We start from the raw sequence: 18,330 nt of genomic DNA, 5'->3' as shown, positions 1-18,330 counted from the left end.
GATACAAATTATTTAAATTTGTATTTATATATAAAAAAATGTACTTAATTTTGTATTGACGATTGTATGACATCCATTTATAATTATTAGTAAATGTATTTATTATCGAGTGGAGTTTGTATTATTTAATATAAGGAGGTATTACCATGCTAGAAAACAGTATAGAAAAACTGATTGATTTGGATATTGAAAGCATCTACTTAGGTAATTTGTCTACTGTAGAGACTGACATTTATCTACCGTCAAAAGGAAAAAATGGAACAGCTTTTAACTGGCAATCTTCTCATGAATATTTACTATCGAAAGAAGGTAAGGTATCGCGGCCGCATTTTGGTGCCGGTAATAGGCAAGTTACATTAACATTAACTGCAAGAAATCAGGAATTAACAAAAACAAGGACATATATAGCAAATATACTTGAAAAAGAATATCCTTTTACAGTTGAATTTGTTTATCCAATTACTGTCTATACAGCGGTTGGTAAATTGCCTGATTTACCTTCTATTGTTGTTGCTTCAAACAATATTAATGAAGACGTAGTTATTTCTGTTGAATGGGAAAATGTTAAACCATCCATGGTTGAAAAGGAAGAAGAATTTGTTGTTAAAGGATTAGTAAAGGATGATGTTACGGCTATGGCCAAAGTAGTTGTTACTAATAACGAAAATGTAATGACTCCAAAACTAATTATGAAAAAACCAGTGCAAGCTTGTAATATAAAAGATGTTATTTTGCTGCCTCAAAGTGATTTTTACTATCAACAGCAAAGAGTGCTGGAATGTTTACTAAATGTTGATGATGAAAGTATGTTATATAATTTTAGAAGTGCAGCAGGTTTAAGTACAAAAGATGCAAGTCCAATGACAGGATGGGATGCACCTGAATGCAAGTTAAAAGGTCATACAGCAGGTCATTATTTATCTGCTCTTTCTTTGTGCTATGGTGCTACTGAAAATGAAAAAATTAAAGCTAAACTTGATTATATGGTCGATGAGCTTTATATATGTCAACAAGAAATGGCTAAGTGTCCAGATAAGTTTGCTTTTGGATTTTTAAGCGGATATGGAGAAGAACAATTTAACCTCTTAGAGGAGTATACCACTTATCCTACAATTTGGGGACCTTACTACACGCTTCATAAGATTATGGCAGGACTAAGAGACTGCTATATTCAAGGGGAAAACTCTAAAGCGCTTGGGATTTTAAAAGATATAGGTTTGTGGGTTTATAACAGGTTAAGTAAGCTTACAAAAGCCCAAAGAGATAAAATGTGGTCGATGTATATTGCAGGTGAATTTGGAGGAATCAATGAAGTTTTAGCTGATTTGTATATGATTACAAATGATGAACGATATATAACAGCAAGTAAGTATTTTGACAATGTTAAGCTTTACTTGCCAATGAAAATGAAGATTGATGCACTTGGAAATCTTCATGCAAATCAACATATTCCACAAATTATCGGCTGTTTGAGACAGTTTGATGCAACAGGAGAAAAAGAAAGATTTGAAATTGCAGATACGTTTTGGAGCTTTGTAACTAATAATCACATATATTCTATTGGTGGTACAGGCGAAACCGAAATGTTTAAGCCTGCAAAGCAGATAGCAAGATTTATATCAGAAAAAACAGCTGAAAGCTGTGCTAGTTACAATATGCTTAAACTTACAGGAATGCTTTATGAGTATTATCCTGAAACGAAATATATGGAATACTACGAGACTACGGTTACAAATCATATTCTATCTAGTGGAGATATTTCTGCTCCTACAGGTGGTAGTACATATTTTATGGGTGTAAATCCGGGTGCTCAAAAGAAATTTAATTTTTCAGAGAATACTTGCTGTCATGGGACTGGCTTAGAAAACCACTTTAAATACGGAGAATATATATACTCAAACTCTAAAGATTCATTGTATGTTAATTTATTTATACCAAGCAGGCTTCAATCAAGTGAGGCAGATATTGAACTGTCAACAGAAATTAATTCAACTAATTTTAATATAACCGTTAAAGTTAATAGTATTAACAGTAAAATTCTAAAAATCAGAAAGCCCTTATGGGCAAAATATATAGACGTAAAAATAAATGGCAAACACATAGAAGCAATTGTAAACAATGGATATTTTTCTTTTGAATTACAAAATGGAGTGATTGAGTTACAGTGTACCTGTAATGGATACTTATCAAAGTGTGTAGACGATGAAAAAACCGTCAGTGTTTGCTGGGGTCCTTATGTTTTAGCCGCAATATCAGAACAATCAGAATTTATTTTGTTTGATATAAATGATGAGACAGTAGGTCAAAAACTAATACATGATGGAAATTTGAATTTTGTAATGGAAGATTGTAGATTTAAGCCAATAAATAGAATTGATAAAGAGAAATATCATGTTTATGTAAAAATAAAATAATTATTATGGAGGTTCAACATGAATATTAACAATTATAAGTTTTGGTTTGTAGTAGGAAGTCAGACATTATATGGACAAGAAGTACTTGATACTGTTGATTCACGCGGCAAGGAAATGGCACAAAAAATGTCTCAATCTTGCAATTTGCCATGGGCACTGGAATATAAAGGAACTGTAAAATCTAATGATGAAATATTTGAAATTGTAAAACAAGCAAATACATCACCAGAATGTGCTGGTATTGTAACATGGATGCATACATTTAGTCCTAGCAAAATGTGGATAAATGGACTGGTAAATTTGCAAAAGCCTTATTGCCATTTTGCCACACAATATAATCGTCAAATACCAAATACAGAAATAAATATGGACTTTATGAACCTTAATCAATCAGCTCATGGAGATAGAGAGCATGGTTTCATTGCAGCCAGACTAAGAAGTAAAAGAAAGGTTATTGCTGGTTACTGGGAAGATGAAGATGTCCAGCTTCGTTTGGGCAACTGGATGAGAAGTGCTGTAGGTGCCTGCTTTAGTAAACAGGTTAAAGTTATGAGATTTGGTGATAATATGCGTCAGGTTGCAGTTACTGAGGGGGACAAAGTAGAGGCACAGATTAAGTTTGGCTGGCAGGTTAATACATGGCCTGTAGGAGAACTTGTAGAATATATAAATAATGTAACTCAACAACAAGTAGATGAATTATTGAAAGAGTACAAAGAAAAGTATGTATTAAACACCGATAATATTGAAGCAGTAAAATATCAGGCAAAATGTGAAATTGCAATTAAACAGTTGCTAGAAAGGGAAAATTGCACAGCTTTTAGTAATACATTTGAAGATTTATATGGAATGGATCAACTACCAGGCCTAGCTACTCAAAGACTGCTGAGCGAAGGGTATGGCTATGGAGGAGAAGGTGACTGGAAGATAAGTGCTTTAACTGCTGTTATGAAAGCAATGGCAAAGGACCTTAAGGGTGGTACAGGCTTCATGGAGGACTATACTTATGATTTAACTAAGGGGAATGAATTGTCTTTAGGATCTCATATGCTTGAAGTTTGCCCTTCATTTGCAGCAGACAAACCAAAGATTGAAGTTCATCCATTAGGCATAGGTGGCAAAAACCCTCCCGCAAGATTAGTATTTGAAGGCAAGATGGGTAATGCAATTGTTGTAACATTAGTTGATATGGGTGGACGATTCCGACTTATATGTCATGATATCGAATGTGTTAAGCCAATTTATGAAATGCCAAATCTTCCTGTTGCAAGACTTATGTGGAAAGCTACTCCTGATTTACTTACAGGGGCAGAAGCATGGATTATAGCAGGCGGAGCACATCATACAGTGCTAAGTTATGATTTAAATGCGGAACATATGGCAGATCTTGCTGAAATTTTGGGAATTGAGTTTGTTCATATTTCCAAGGACACTACTATTTCAAGTCTTAACAACCAGCTCTTCATAAATGATTTGGCATGGAAGCTGCAAAGATAGGTGTCAGTATGTATACGCAGTTAAAAAACAGAGTATATGAAGCAAATATGCTATTGCCTAAATACAATCTTGTAAAGTTTACATGGGGCAATGTTTCGGAAATAGATAGAGAAAATTCGATAATTGGAATAAAGCCAAGTGGTATTGAATATGAAGATTTAACTCCAAATGACATAGTAATAGTTGATTTAGAAACAGGAAAGGTGGTAGAAGGCAATTTAAAACCTTCTTCTGATACAAAGACTCATCTTGAAATATATAGAAATTTTGATAATGTGGGTGGTATTGTTCACACACATAGCCAATGGGCAACCATTTTTTCTCAAATAGGTGAAGAAATACCTGCCCTTGGAACTACACATGCCGATTATTTTTATGGAAATATACCTGTAACAAGATTAATGACAAATTTTGAAATAGATTCAAATTATGAAGAAAATACAGGAAAAGTTATAGTTGAGACGTTTAAAGAGCTATCTTATAATGATATTCCTTCTGTCCTTGTACATAGTCACGGACCATTTTCGTGGGGAAAAGATGCTAATAACGCGGTTCATAATGCGGTTGTTCTTGAAGAAGTTGCATTTATGGCATGGCATAGTCTTATAAATAAAAGTAATCTTGAAAACATGCAGCAAGAGCTTCTAGATAAGCACTACTTGAGAAAACATGGCAAAAATTCTTATTATGGACAAAAATAAATGGGGGGACTATGCTTAATAAAAATCTAAAGGAAATTATTTCATCAGGAAATATAAGCTTAGGAATTGAATTTGGGTCTACACGAATTAAGGCAGTTCTTACTGCTGTTGGAGCAAAGGTTATTGCAGAATCAAGCTACAACTGGGAAAACAAATTAATAGATGGCATATTCACATATGACCTAGAAGAAGTATGGATTGGGCTTAGAAGATGCTATGAAGATATAGCAAAATATGTAAAACAGGAATATGGTATTGAAATTAAGAATATTTCTTCAATTGGATTTTCTGCTATGATGCATGGATATCTTGTATTTGATAAACAGGGTGATTTGCTTGTTCCATTTAGAACATGGCGTAATACTATAACTGAGCAGTCTGCTCAGTTATTAAGCCAATGCTTTAAATTTAATATTCCGCAAAGGTGGAGTATAGCTCATTTATACCAGAGTATTTTAAACAAGGAAAATCATATTGCTAATATCGATTTTCTTACCACATTAGCAGGATATGTTCATTGGAAGGTTACTGGTGAAAAGGTTATAGGCATAGGTGATGCTTCAGGTATATTTCCTATAGATGAAACTACACTTGATTATAATGATAAAATGGTAGAACAATTTAATGAATTAGCTGAAGATGAGGGGTTCAATGTTTCACTTAAAAACATATTGCCAAAAGTGTTATTAGCAGGCCAATCAGGTGGCAGGTTAACAAAAGAAGGCGCATTGCTCATTGACCCTACAGGAATGCTTCAGGAAGGAATCCTGGTATGTCCCCCAGAAGGTGATGCAGGCACCGGTATGGTTGCAACAAACAGTATAACACCTAAAACCGGAAATATTTCTGCTGGCACTTCAATTTTTGCTATGATAGTCTTAGAAAAAAAACTGACTAAATATTACAGTGAAATAGATATGGTAACCACACCTGTTGGCCACCCGGTAGCTATGGTGCACTGCAACACTTGTACATCAGATATAGATGCTTGGGTAAAGATATTTTACGAATTTGCTAAACAAGCAGACAATAGCTTTAATGTATCAGATGTTTATAAACTTTTGTATCAGTCAGCATTAAATGGAAAGTTTGATTGTGGTGGACTTACATCAGTCAATTATTTTTCTGGTGAACCTGTAGTTAAAATTAATGATGGTATTCCATTGTTTATTAGGAAACCAGATGATGAATTTAATTTGTCTAACTTTATGAGAACACATATTTATTCTAGCTTTGCAACTGTTAAAATCGGATTGGATCTGTTATTCAATGATCAAGAAATTAAAATTAATAAGCTTTTAGGTCATGGGGGATTGTTTAAAATAGAAAAAATTGCGCAGCAAATGCTGGCAAGTTCACTTAATACTCCAGTAGAAGTTACTAACTCAGCAAGTGAAGGCGGAGCTTGGGGTATAGCAATTTTAGCAGAATATTTGTCACACAAAGAACAAAATCAATCTCTTGAAGAATATTTAAATAAGGAAATCTTTGCAGACACAAATTCAATAGTATGTTATCCAAATCAAGAGGAAACAGAAGGTTTTAATATATTTTTAGAAAGATATAAAAAAACATTGCAAGTAGAAAATTTTGCAGTTAAATTAATATAACAAGTTTATGTTTGTTTAAAAGGAGAAAACCATGTTAGAAAAACTCATTAGTTATATGAGAGAACAAAATTTAGATGGATTCTTTATCTCAAAGCCAGAGAATGTACGTTATATTAGCAAATATACAAGTGACGATGCATATTTGTTTATAACTGAAAATAAATATTATTTTATTACTGATCCAAGATATACAGAGCAAGCACAACTTGAATGCCCAGATTATCAAATAATTAATTGGAGAGAAAAAGGAAATACTATTGCTGGAACAGTCAAATCTATAGTAGAAAGCTTAAATTTAAGTAATTTTGCATTTGAAGGTGATACTGTAACCTATAATATGTATAGTGAGCTTTCTACATCGAGCTCGAAGCCAATTTCAGTTATAGGTGCAATCGAAAAAATAAGGGCTGTTAAAACTCCTGAAGAATTACGCAATTTAAGAGCCGCATGCCAAATTGCTGATAGAGCGTTTGAACGAATAATTAAGGATATTAAGGTTGGAATAACAGAAAAAGAATTGGCTTCCAGACTGTCACATTATATGGTTATGGAAGGTGCAGATACAAAACCTTATGGAAATATTTTAATTTCTGGAAAAAGAACTTCTTTGCTTCATGGAATTCCGTCAAATAAAGTAATAGAATATGGAGACTTTGTTCTGATGGATTATGGGTGCGGTTTTAACGGTTATCTTTCAGATATGACAAGAACAGTCCTGGTAGGAAAGGCCACTTCTGAACAAAGAGAGGTTTATGCATTAGAAAAGAAAATGTTAGAGGATGCTACTAAGACAATGAAGCCAGGAGCTTTGGCAACAGATGTATATAATGCTTCAATTCAAGCCATTAAAGATACAAAATATTTTCCATACCACTATAGCGGAATAGGTCACGGCATAGGATTGTTTGTACACGAAATTCCATTTATGAGTCCAAGATCAAGCGATGTATTAAATGAAAACAACGTTATTACTATTGAGCCCGGTATTTATATTCCTAATTGGGGTGGAGTCAGAATAGAAGATCAAATTTTAATAACTAAAGATGGCAATGAAAGTTTGACAAGCTCAACAAGAGAACTGATAGAACTATAATAACTAGCAGAAACTTAAAAAGAACCCTTATAATGGGTTCTTTTATGATGCGTTAAGATAGCCGATGTAATATTTATAAGCTTGCAGTTGTAAGGTAAGGTTCACAGATATATATTTAGAAAGTGGGATAATAACGTGAAATATGTCTTGAATAAGCAACTATGATAAACTAAATTAATTATTTCTTTTTTTTGAACATAGGCTCTTTTTATATTCCAAAGGAGTCATGCCTGTTTTATTTCTGAATTTTTCAATATAGTAGCTGGTACTGCCAAAACCGCAGTCATAAGCGATTCGACTGATTGCTAAATCAGAAAAAACCAAAGAATCTATACTTTTTTCTATTCTATAATCTATCACATATTCAAATATGGTACATCCCATATGACGTTTGAATAACCGACAGCATTCACTGCTGCAAAGATGAACCTCATCAGAAAAATCTTTTAGTTTAAGTTTATCTTTATATCGGTTATGAATCAACAAAAGCAATGCTTTTATGCGGGTTTCATCCATTTCAGATATAGACCTGTCAATAGGGAGCTTTTGATTCTGAATCATTATTATTTCTTTCCATACGGTAAGCAAACTTATTAGGATATCTAATTCATGACCATACTCGCCTTCTGTATATAGGCTATTCATTTTTGAAAATTGCAACAGAATTTGGTTTTCTGAAGCTATTTCAGGTGAAAAAATACAGTGAGTAAATGTTGAATTTTGAACAAATGGTCTTATTAGCCTTTGTTCAATAACATTTCCTGGTGAGCCATATAACAGCGTTGGGTGCATGTTAATACATACATATTTGCTATCCGGAATTTTATATGGCTTAATCATATGAAGGACATCCTTGTTTATAAAAAAACCTTGTCCGGGCTTTAGTATAATTTCTTCATTATTGGCGTAAAGCATAATACTGCCCGAAACAACATAGCAAAATTGCAGTTCATTATGCCAATGCCAGTTTACAAATCCCAAAACATTTTTATTAAGCTGTGTTTCATAAATAGCAAAAGGAAAATCTAGACTGCCATGTTGAGTTGTTTCCTTCATTTTTTGATCAATGTGAATATCATATACTTGCAAATTATCACCTCATAAAATCAAAATCAAAATAGCGATATTTTATAGTCATATTATTGTATACTACAAAGTATTTTGTCAATATAATTATATTGCAGATTATAAATAAAGAAGGAGATACTTAAGTGAGCATAAAACTATCAATAAATGAAGAGCGTTTTCTAAGCCGTCTTAAGGAGCTTGGCCAAACCGGTCGTGAGGCAGACAAGCTGACAAGGTTAGCAGTCTCTGATGCGGATAAAGCAGGACGTGATGCAGTGGTGGCTTGGATGAAAGAAGCTGGTTTAGAAGTTAAAATTGATCGCATAGGAAACATCTTTGGTATTTGGAGCAACCATGAAAACGAAGGGCGAGCTCCTGTCATGACTGGGTCGCATATTGACACTGTTATAAATGCAGGCATTTACGATGGTTGTTATGGTGTTATTGCCGGAATTGAAGTGATTAATACTTTACGTAGTAATGGGGTTGTTCCCTCCAGACCAATTGCAGTAGGAGCCTTCACAAATGAAGAAGGTGTGCGCTATGCACCTGACATGATGGGTTCCTTGGTATATGCAGGAGATCTATCAGCAGATGAAGCACTTGCATCTGTTGGAACTGATGGTACAGTGCTTGGTGAAGAGTTAAAGAGGATTGGATATTATGGTCCGGAAGAACCTGGATTTTTAAAACCTCATTCATTTATAGAACTTCACATAGAGCAAGGACCAATACTTGACAGTATGAAAATGCCTATTGGAGCAGTTGAAAATCTTCAAGGAATTTCCTGGCAGTGCATTACAATCGAAGGAGTTGCAAATCACGCTGGAACAACGCCTATGGCTATGCGTAAAGATGCAGGGCATGCAGCAGCCAAGGTTATAAGTTTTGTATGCGACAGGGCAAGCAGCTCAAATTCTGTTGCAACAGTTGGATGCATTGAATTTGAACCAAATGCTATTAATGTTATACCTTCTAAAGCAACATTTACAGTAGATTTGCGCAATCCAAATGAGGAAATATTAAAGAAAGAAGAAGCTGCACTTGCAGACTATCTGAAGGAGCTTGAAATCAGCAAAAATGTTAATATTTCTACAGAAAGACTAGTACGTTTTGAGCCTGTTATTTTCGATGAAAATATAGTAAAGCTGGTTGAAGATGCAGCAAGACAGCACAATCTGCAGTGCAGACGAATGACTTCCGGAGCTGGTCAGGATGCCCAGATGATGGCACGCATATGCCCTACTGCTATGATTTTTGTTCCAAGTGTGAACGGTATCAGTCATAATCCTAAGGAGTTCACACAAGGACATGATTTAGTAGCAGGAGCAAATGTATTGATGGATGTAATTGTGAAGCTGGCGGAATTCAAATAAATTAAAGAGACAGTCATAGGTTTTAATCTGCATGTATAGTAATTTATAAAAAACGATAAAATCTATATGAAACTATGATTCAGATATTACAAAAGTTGATTTGTGAAATGGAATTAAGTAAAATAATAAAGGAGGACTGTTGTGAATAATTTAGAATTAATAAATCAATTGGTTGAATGGAGACACTATTTACACCAAAATCCAGAATCAGCTTTTCAAGAGGAAAATACAGCAAAGTTTGTTGCAGAAAAATTAATAGAAATGGGTTATGAAGTTGAAACAGGAATCGGAAAGACAGGTGTTGTTGCAAGCTTAAAAGTTGGAGATGGTACAGGCGTTATAGGACTTAGAGCTGATATGGATGCAATCAACATGACAGAAAAAAGCGAAATACCATATGCCTCCAAGAACTGTGGTAAAATGCACGCATGCGGTCATGATGGACATACTGCTACATTGCTGGGAGCAGCAAAATTGCTTTCAGAAAGAAAAAATTTCAACGGAACAGTAAGATTGATATTCCAACCTGCTGAAGAACCTGGAAAAGGTGCACAAGCAATGATTGATGATGGTTTTTTTGAAAAATTCCCGGTAGATGAAATATACGGCCTTCACAATATGCCATTTCTTCCCGAAGGCACAATTCACACGCGTCCGCTGGGAATACTGGCAAGCGAAGATAATTTTGTTATTAAAATAAAAGGTAAGGGCTCCCATGCTTCGAGTCCTCATGTGGGAATAGACCCGCTTGTAACAGCTGCTCAGATAATAGTATCGTTGCAGACCATAGTATCTCGTAATGTTAATCCTTTAAATCAGGCAGTTATATCATGTACTGAGCTTCATACTGATGGCGTTCATAATGCCATACCTTCAAATGTTGAGATTTTAGGAGATACAAGAAGCTTTTCAAACGAAGTTCAAGAACTGATTGAAACAAGAATGAGAAGCATCAGCGAAGGGATTTGTCAGATGAATGGTGCAGAATGTGAATTTGAGTATACTCATGAGTTTGCACCTACAATTAATTGGAAAAAATGCGTGGATGTGGTTGCAAAAGTTGCTATAAATGTTGTAGGAGAAGATAATGTCAATATAAATTGCGAGCCTTGGATGGCATCAGAAGACTTTGGCAATTTCTTAAAATATGTACCTGGATGTTTCTTATTCCTCGGAAGTGGAAAAAGCACAGAAGTTTCTAAAAATATTCCGCTTCACAATTCCCAGTACGATTATAACGATGATGTATTATTGACTGGAGCGGAATTTTTTGCAGAGCTAATAAGGATACGTCTGCCACAACAGCAATTAGACGAAATCTAAAGCTTTTATTCGGAGGCAAGAAGATGGAAAAAATAAATGAAGTACATGGAATAAGTGTTGTTATCATCAATAGAACAGCAACAGAAAGACCAGTCTTTTTAAGTGAAGAAGAAGTAAGTGCTGCAAGAAAATTTCATTCTACTATCAGGTAAAATCAGAGCCTTTTTGAATAGATTTGTTTAATTAAAAATTATAATTATTTAACTTGTAAATATGTATGCTTTCAGTTAGACTTGATAAGTGAATATAATTAGAACGGATATAGCATATGAGTAAAAATTTGGATTTAAAAGAAGGTAAAATACGCAGTACATTAGTTAAACTTGCTTTGCCAATCATGGGCACATCATTTATACATATGGCATACAATTTAACTGATATTATGTGGCTTGGGAGATTGAGCACAGGAGCAGTTGCTGCAGCAGGAACAGCCGGCTTTTTCTTATGGTTTGGATCATCCTTAGTAATGATTACACAGGTGGGAGTAGGCGTTAATGTAGCTCAATATATTGGACGCAATGATTCTGAAAGTGCTAAAAAATATATTGCCAATGGATTTCAGTTGGATATATTCATAGCTTTATTGTATTCTTTGTTTCTATTTTCATTTAGGCATAATATTATAGGTTTTTTCAATTTACAAGATTCTGACGTAATTCAAATGGCAATAGAATATTTGACTATAATATCCATGGGAATAATTTTTCATTTTCTAAATCCGATTTTTTCAGCTGCACTTAACAGCACCGGAAACAGCATTACTCCATTTAAAATAAATACTATAGGCCTAGTTGCCAACATTATACTTGACCCGCTGTTAATATTTGGTGTTGGACCCTTACCTCAATTGGGCATAAAGGGAGCAGCTTTAGCAACTATAATGTCCCAATTTGTTGTTACAATATTATTTGTAATTTTGGGTAAAGCTTTTAATAATATTTATTCTCACGTATCATTACTTTCAAAACCAGATATGCAAATTGTAAAAAGTATTATGAAGCTTGGTTTTCCTCCATTTTTGCAAACAGGATTACATGCTGTAATTAACATGATTCTTACCAAAATAATTGCGCAATTTGGTCCTGTGGCTGTAGCTGTACAAAGTATAGGTTCTCAAATAGAATCTATTTCCTGGATGACATCCGAAGGATTCTCATCATCAATATCAGCATTTGTTGGACAAAACTACGGTGCTAAAAAGCTTGAACGAATTAAAGAAGGCTATAAGCAGGGTATACAAATTTTAGGCAGTATCGGTATTTTTACATCTTTGCTGCTGATATTTGCTGCTAAATTCTTGTTTGCAATATTTGTACCTAATGATCCCATTGCCATAAATGAAGGTGTTATATATTTAAGAATTTTAGGATTGTCGCAATTTTTCATGTGTGTTGAAATTGGAACGATAGGAGCTTTTAATGGTCTGGGTAAAACATTACAGCCAACCGTTAACGGTGTAGTGTTAAATGTATTAAGAATTCCATTTGCACTTATACTGAGTTCTACGGTACTAGGATTATCCGGTGTCTGGTGGAGCATCAGTATTTCCTCAATACTAAAAGGAATAATATTATTTATTTGGTTTAGATTTGTACTTGCAAAATTAAAAGTTTGATTTTTATAAACACAAAATACTCTTTTTTTAACATTCAATAAGGAGAAAAAAGAATTTTTTTGACTTGACAAATATTTTTTAGAGACATATTATGTAATAAAATATAAACCGTTGAATGAGAGTAGTAAACATATTAAATTAATTCCAGAGAGCTATTGCAGGTGGGAATATAGCATTAAATTTATGTTGAATGGACTCATGAGGGCAACCCGAAAGTGTGCGAGTAGGCGTTGACGGAAATCCTAACCGTTATGATGGAAGCATATGATGGTATGTGAAACTTGCTATTTGGGTGGCAAAACAGATAATAGACTTCTGTCCCTTTGGGATAGAAGTTTTTTTGTTTTATTAAAATAATTTATGAATGATATGTCATTCTAAAAAATTGTAGGAGGATTTGAATATGAAAAGAATTTTAACAGGTGACAGAACAACCGGAAAGTTACACTTGGGACATTATGTAGGAAGTCTTCAAAACAGAGTGAAATTACAAGATGAATATGATACCTTCATTATTTTAGCAGATATACAGGCGTTAACAACGCATTTTGAACAACCGGAGTTAATTAACAAAGGTATCTACGATGTAGCAATCGACAATTTATCAGTGGGATTAGACCCAAATAAGGTAACAATTTTCTTGCAATCTAAAATTAGTGCAATTGCAGAATTAACAGTGTTCTATTCAATGCTTGTTTCTGTAAATTCGTTGCGTCATAATCCGACTATAAAGACTGAGGCTAGGCAATATGGGTACGATGACTTAAGCTATGGTTTTTTAGGATATCCTGTCAGTCAAACAGCAGACATTACTTTCTGCAATGCTGATCTGGTTCCAGTTGGGGAAGACCAGATTCCTCACATAGAACTAGGAAGAAAAATCGTGAGAAGGTTTAATGATTTATATGGTAATGGCAGAGTTATAATCAAAGAACCACAAGCTTTAATCAGTGATACGCCTCGACTCATCGGTCTGGATGGAAATTCTAAGATGGGTAAAAGCCTTGGTAATGCAATATATTTATCAGATTCTGTTGAAGATGTAAATAAAAAGATAAAATCAGCAGTTACCGATAAAAATAGGATAAGCGTAAAAGATAAGGGTAATCCAGATATATGTACAATAAGTAAATATCATAAGGCATTCAATCATGAAGAATATGATAATATTTGTGAAATGTGTAAAAACGCCAGTATTGGTTGTGTTGCTTGTAAAAATGATTTATCAAAAAAGATAAATCTACTCCTTGAACCATTTAGAGAAAGAAGAGCTTATTATGAAGAAAATACTAAAGAAGTCCGGGATATTATACTTACTGGCAGCCAGAAAGCAAACATGATTGGAAATGAAACTGTTGAAATGGTTAAAAAGGCTATGAGTATCCATATATAACAGTATGACTTTCTCCCTACTTTAATTATAACAGACTTTTGAAGGAAGATAAAGACTATTCATTTTTTTGTCCTTCTGCTAAAATGGTTTAAAAGGATATGGGAGGAATATATTATGAATACTACTAATGCAAAAGAATGCTATAACGCTTTATTAGCACAGAAGCTTATTGAGGAGTTTAAAAAAAGAAATATGGAAGGACTTTATTGCGCGTCTAAAGAAGAAGCTCTTAAAAAAGTTTTTGAGATGATTCCTAAGGACAGTCTAGTTTCCTGCGGAAGTTCTGTTACACTTGATGAAATTGGTTTGCGGGCTGCATTAAAAAACGAAGGATACAATTTTTTAGATCCTAAAGACGCACAAGCACAAGGTGCTAGTGCTATGGAGAAAATTGCCCACCAAGCATAAAGTGCTGACTACTTTTTAATGAGTTCTAATGCCATATCAGCTACTGGTGAAATGGTAAATGCAGACGGCATTGGCAACAGGGTAGCCCCACTTATTTTTGGACCGAAAAATGTCATAGTAATAGCAGGAATCAATAAGGTGGAGCCTAATTTAGAGGCAGCTATACTTCGAGTCAAAAACTATGCTGCACAAATGATATGTTTGGCATTTAAGAAGGACTACTCAAATTTTGATGATCTTTCTAAAGTAGCGGAAGGTAGCTGTAATCAGCTTGTAATTACAAGTGGATCAGTGTTTAAAGGACGAATTAAAGTAATAATAGTTGGAGAAAGTTTAGGGTATTAGACTTACGATACTGAAAAATTAGGGTTTCGTTTTTTGATGGGAAGTAGGAGAAAGAACTTGAATAGCATGTTTTGGCGTCGGAGAGCTGTTTAAAATATATTTTGGGGATTTATTAAATATAAAGAAAGAAACAAATGAGCGCTAATAAGTAAGCAATATGTATTTAACCAATTGAAAAGGGGCACTGACTGCAATATGTTGGTGTCTTTTTTAGTTTTTGTTTTCAAATTATAATAGATTATTGTTTTTTTCTTTAATTTTAAGTATGATATAATCGAAGAAAAATCGAAATTTATATAGGAGAGAAGACATGAATACACTTGAATTTGCGCAGCTAGAAGATTTGGAAATATGCAATCAAATTATTAATGCAGGAAGAGATTTTCAGAAAGAGCAAGGCTTTGTTCAGTGGACAGATGATTATCCTAATAAGGATATAATCTACAATGATATAAAAAATAAAAAGGGATATGTCGTAAAAGTTGACGGCGTAATTGCTGGGTATATGTGCATAGACTTTGATGGCGAACCAGCGTATGAGGATATTAAAGGAAAGTGGAGAACAGAAGAACCGTATGCAGTTGTTCATCGAATGGCATTTAATAAGAATTTTAGAGGAATGGGGCTGGCGGGAATAACGTTTAAGCTGATAGAAGAGATGTGCATTCAAAATAGTATTAGAAATATTAGAATAGATACAGATTTCCCTAATGAGCGTATGCAGCATATTTTGAAAAAGAATGGTTATGAAAATTGCGGAGTCATTATTTTTCAGGGGAGTGGAAAGTTAGCATTTGATAAATCATTCTAACAAACTTCAGTTTGTCGGACTTTTATTCGCCTCGAAATGATTAAATAAATTTAAACAATTGAATTTTTTAAAAATTAGAACGTATATTATATACAAAATTCTCAAGCTGTTCTACAGATTCTTTTTCAATTTTTTCATTCCGATAGGGATTTGATTGCGATCCAGCAATAATCCAAGGCCGACAATAGGATATTTCTTGATTTTTTACTAGATCCCCTTCTTCTAAAATGATCCTCTCTGTCAATTTCAAAGTAAAAGTTTTTACAGTCTAAATAGGATTTGGAAACATTCAATCCAAAAACATGTTTGTCTGTACAGTAAATATCTCTATAAATTTTTATAATCATTTCCAAGGAAGAATAAACAAGGGAAGATAGTAATTATAAAGATCGTAGTTGAAGTCATGGTAAAGTATGTTGAACTTGTTCTCAAAGATTTATGGTAGCAATTTCTAAAAGTAGGTATTATCACAATAAATTATAATTATAAAAAGGCAAGACCTTGAAACAGCAAATATTTATTGTCGATTCAGGGTTTTTGTTATTTTTAATAAAATTATAATGCAGATATTGAAATGTTATGAATAAAATTTTGCTTTTATATATAACTTATTTAAATGGAAATGTTAACAAAATAGCGACAAGTAAAGTAAACACTTTAAACTATATTGAATTGACAACGTTTTTTCTGTTGACAATGGCAATATCTCATAGTACAATAAAGCAAACATTATAAAGAGGTATGTATGGCTAATATAAGTTTTTTTAATAAAAAGTATAATAAACTTACAAAAAAACAACAGGAAATATATGAATATATCATAAGCAATTATGAAGATGTTGTTTTTTTATCTTTAAAGGAACTATCAAGGCGTGCTAATGCATCGGAAGTTTCAATTTTGCGATTATGTGAAAATTTGGGGTTTAAAAATTTTATTGGATTAAAAGAAGCTTTACGAGGCTATGAAAAAAACAATTTAAATTTTAAAGATATTGAATATATGGCTCGACATTCGTCTGATTCAAAACAAAAAATGAAAAGCTTATTCAAAATGATTTGTTTTCTTGAACGAAAAAACGTTGAAGATATGATAAAAGGCGTAGAGGTTGACAAGATTTTTGAATGTGCAAATGAGCTGCTAAATGCGAATGATATAACTATTTTTGGCCATAATGCGTCAAAAGCCTTGGCTGATTATTTATCCAATAAGTTAATCTACTTAAGATTGAAAGCTTCATCAATAAAATTAGAGGATAATGATGCTGTTAGGACTGCTCTTGCGAGGGTTGATAGTAATGATTTCATTATTTTATTTTCCTTTCCACCTTATCATATACCGACCATAGAAGTAATAAAGTTTGCTAAGATGAAAGGTGCAAAAATTATAACTATTACTGATAGTATGAATTCACCCGCTATCACAGAAGATGGATACAATTTCCTATGTAAGACTGAAACCCCATTTTTTTACAATTCACTTTCCATGCCAATGAAATTTATAGAACTTCTTACATCGTTTATTGCAATACAGCTTGGAGAGCAGTTGGACAAAATTGTTAAAGAAGAGTTGTTGGTAAGTCAATTTATTAATGAAAATAAACAAGTTTCAGAAGAAACAGTAAATTATAAAGATTATATGAGCTGATGTTTATGCTCTAAAGAATTGTGGTTGGAAATATTGCCATTTTAAAAATAAAAAATTACGGGGATAGATCAAATGAACTTTTCAGGAGAGAATGCAAGGGATTTATATAAATCATTAGAACGAATTTTTCGACCGCAGGAATGCACGGATATTTTTCCAAGGATTGGCATACAGCATCACAATACTGATTTAGTAAAAAAAATTTATACCTCAACATTTGCTTCTGAGAAAGTAATAAATGAAGTTTTGTCAAGGAATGAAAAGGATATTATGATTTTTACACATCATCCTGTTCCACCTAAAACAAATGAGAACTTGGCGTATCCGGATATACCAGACCATTTAATACATAGAATGAAGGAAAATCGTATTAATCTTTTTTCTTACCATATCCCTTTAGACAGGCACAGCATATTTTCTCCAAGCTATACCCTATCCATAACATTGGGATTAAAACCATATGATACATTTTATCTTCAAAACGGTGTATATATGGGGGAACTTTGCTATGGAGGTTATGGGAATGTAGCTGACTTGTGCACAAGCTTGGAAAAAATCTTGGGACATGATGTAAAATTATATGCTTACGGCGACAAGGAAATTAAAAACAAACGTATTGCGGTTATGGCTGGCTGCGCAAAACAAGACATATATGAATTTCTAAAAAAACAAGGCATTAACACATTTGTAACAGGCGTGACGAACAAGGAAGTCTTTTGGGTTCCCAAAATACACGAGCTCGCTGAATGTAACGAAATTAATATTATTGGAGGCACGCACTATTCAACAGAAAAATTTGCCTTAATATCCATTTCGAATTGTTTTATAAAACTTGGGCTACCATGCGAATTCATAGAAGAAAAGCCTAATATGAGTGATATATAGAAAGGTGAATCATCGCATGTTGTTATATATTATGCACATCCTTTTATTTTATGGGAAGGAGTCAGCAATGATAGTACAAACATGATAATACTAAGGTTCATAATAAAAGGATTAGATATAAGTAAATAATTAGAATACAAAATAAA

General features: G+C 33.4%; 14 protein-coding genes, 1 pseudogene and 1 other annotated feature. Of the genes and pseudogenes, 14 read left to right on the top strand and 1 reads right to left on the bottom strand.

Annotated features, from left to right (window positions below):
* Nucleotides 1-146 precede the first annotated feature (146 nt).
* Genes BN358_RS17455 through BN358_RS17435 form a run of 5 tightly spaced genes read left to right on the top strand, consistent with a single transcriptional unit; the run spans nt 147 to nt 7,315 of the window.
* The gene (locus BN358_RS17455; protein ID WP_019229825.1) at nt 147-2,414 is read left to right on the top strand and encodes a beta-L-arabinofuranosidase domain-containing protein; all 2,268 of its coding nucleotides are present in this window, start codon (nt 147-149) and stop codon (nt 2,412-2,414) included.
* Nucleotides 2,415-2,432: 18 nt separating this feature from the next.
* Entirely contained in the window at nt 2,433-3,911 is a 1,479-nt protein-coding gene (gene araA, locus BN358_RS17450) for an L-arabinose isomerase (protein WP_019229824.1), read from the top strand.
* An 8-nt stretch (nt 3,912-3,919) separates the two neighbouring features.
* Complete coding sequence (locus BN358_RS17445; RefSeq protein WP_019229823.1) at nt 3,920-4,612, top strand: L-ribulose-5-phosphate 4-epimerase; 693 nt, start codon at nt 3,920-3,922, stop codon at nt 4,610-4,612.
* An 11-nt stretch (nt 4,613-4,623) separates the two neighbouring features.
* Entirely contained in the window at nt 4,624-6,222 is a 1,599-nt protein-coding gene (locus BN358_RS17440; protein WP_019229822.1) for a xylulokinase, read from the top strand.
* Between the two features lie 31 nt (nt 6,223-6,253).
* A complete protein-coding gene (locus tag BN358_RS17435) occupies nt 6,254-7,315 on the top strand; it encodes a Xaa-Pro peptidase family protein (RefSeq protein ID WP_019229821.1) in 1,062 nt (353 codons plus the stop codon).
* 174 nt (nt 7,316-7,489) lie between these two features.
* Here BN358_RS17435 and BN358_RS17430 read toward each other — a convergent pair whose 3' ends face one another.
* Entirely contained in the window at nt 7,490-8,404 is a 915-nt protein-coding gene (locus BN358_RS17430; RefSeq protein ID WP_019229820.1) for an AraC family transcriptional regulator, read from the bottom strand.
* Nucleotides 8,405-8,526: 122 nt separating this feature from the next.
* Here BN358_RS17430 and BN358_RS17425 point away from each other — a divergent pair, with 122 nt between their 5' ends.
* From BN358_RS17425 to BN358_RS17390, 9 genes and pseudogenes are all read left to right on the top strand, one after another.
* A complete protein-coding gene (locus tag BN358_RS17425; RefSeq protein WP_019229819.1) occupies nt 8,527-9,759 on the top strand; it encodes a Zn-dependent hydrolase in 1,233 nt (410 codons plus the stop codon).
* A 141-nt stretch (nt 9,760-9,900) separates the two neighbouring features.
* Nucleotides 9,901-11,082, top strand: coding sequence for a M20 aminoacylase family protein (locus tag BN358_RS17420; RefSeq protein WP_019229818.1), 1,182 nt, complete (start codon nt 9,901-9,903; stop codon nt 11,080-11,082).
* A 23-nt stretch (nt 11,083-11,105) separates the two neighbouring features.
* Complete coding sequence (locus BN358_RS28410) at nt 11,106-11,234, top strand: hypothetical protein (RefSeq protein WP_019229817.1); 129 nt, start codon at nt 11,106-11,108, stop codon at nt 11,232-11,234.
* A 116-nt stretch (nt 11,235-11,350) separates the two neighbouring features.
* A complete protein-coding gene (locus tag BN358_RS17415) occupies nt 11,351-12,697 on the top strand; it encodes an MATE family efflux transporter (protein WP_019229816.1) in 1,347 nt (448 codons plus the stop codon).
* Nucleotides 12,698-12,799: 102 nt separating this feature from the next.
* Nucleotides 12,800-13,023, top strand: a binding site (T-box leader).
* A 77-nt stretch (nt 13,024-13,100) separates the two neighbouring features.
* Nucleotides 13,101-14,090, top strand: a complete 990-nt coding sequence (gene trpS / locus BN358_RS17410; RefSeq protein ID WP_019229815.1) for a tryptophan--tRNA ligase — start codon at nt 13,101-13,103, stop codon at nt 14,088-14,090.
* A gap of 114 nt (nt 14,091-14,204) precedes the next feature.
* A pseudogene (locus tag BN358_RS17405) lies at nt 14,205-14,843 on the top strand (lactate utilization protein).
* A gap of 310 nt (nt 14,844-15,153) precedes the next feature.
* Entirely contained in the window at nt 15,154-15,654 is a 501-nt protein-coding gene (locus tag BN358_RS17400; RefSeq protein ID WP_019229812.1) for a GNAT family N-acetyltransferase, read from the top strand.
* Nucleotides 15,655-16,399: 745 nt separating this feature from the next.
* Nucleotides 16,400-17,299: a MurR/RpiR family transcriptional regulator gene (locus BN358_RS17395; RefSeq protein ID WP_019229811.1), complete on the top strand. Its 900-nt coding sequence runs from the start codon at nt 16,400-16,402 to the stop codon at nt 17,297-17,299.
* Nucleotides 17,300-17,371: 72 nt separating this feature from the next.
* Nucleotides 17,372-18,184 (top strand): Nif3-like dinuclear metal center hexameric protein, encoded by an 813-nt coding sequence (locus BN358_RS17390; RefSeq protein ID WP_019229810.1) that lies wholly within the window; start codon nt 17,372-17,374, stop codon nt 18,182-18,184.
* Nucleotides 18,185-18,330: the final 146 nt, after the last annotated feature.

This window comes from Sedimentibacter sp. B4 (assembly GCF_000309315.1).
Classification (GTDB): Bacteria; Bacillota; Clostridia; order Tissierellales; family Sedimentibacteraceae; genus Sedimentibacter; species Sedimentibacter saalensis.
Note: the sequence above shows the minus strand (reverse complement) of the source record. Positions and strands in the feature narration are given on the sequence as shown.

What these genes read in the sequence shown, in the direction of transcription:
- BN358_RS17455 (WP_019229825.1), top strand. Translation starts at nt 147, where the DNA reads ATGCTAGAAAACAGTATAGAAAAACTGATTGATTTGGATATTGAAAGC.
- araA (WP_019229824.1), top strand. Translation starts at nt 2,433, where the DNA reads ATGAATATTAACAATTATAAGTTTTGGTTTGTAGTAGGAAGTCAGACA.
- BN358_RS17445 (WP_019229823.1), top strand. Translation starts at nt 3,920, where the DNA reads ATGTATACGCAGTTAAAAAACAGAGTATATGAAGCAAATATGCTATTG.
- BN358_RS17440 (WP_019229822.1), top strand. Translation starts at nt 4,624, where the DNA reads ATGCTTAATAAAAATCTAAAGGAAATTATTTCATCAGGAAATATAAGC.
- BN358_RS17435 (WP_019229821.1), top strand. Translation starts at nt 6,254, where the DNA reads ATGTTAGAAAAACTCATTAGTTATATGAGAGAACAAAATTTAGATGGA.
- BN358_RS28410 (WP_019229817.1), top strand. Translation starts at nt 11,106, where the DNA reads ATGGAAAAAATAAATGAAGTACATGGAATAAGTGTTGTTATCATCAAT.
- BN358_RS17415 (WP_019229816.1), top strand. Translation starts at nt 11,351, where the DNA reads ATGAGTAAAAATTTGGATTTAAAAGAAGGTAAAATACGCAGTACATTA.
- trpS (WP_019229815.1), top strand. Translation starts at nt 13,101, where the DNA reads ATGAAAAGAATTTTAACAGGTGACAGAACAACCGGAAAGTTACACTTG.
- BN358_RS17400 (WP_019229812.1), top strand. Translation starts at nt 15,154, where the DNA reads ATGAATACACTTGAATTTGCGCAGCTAGAAGATTTGGAAATATGCAAT.
- BN358_RS17395 (WP_019229811.1), top strand. Translation starts at nt 16,400, where the DNA reads ATGGCTAATATAAGTTTTTTTAATAAAAAGTATAATAAACTTACAAAA.
- BN358_RS17390 (WP_019229810.1), top strand. Translation starts at nt 17,372, where the DNA reads ATGAACTTTTCAGGAGAGAATGCAAGGGATTTATATAAATCATTAGAA.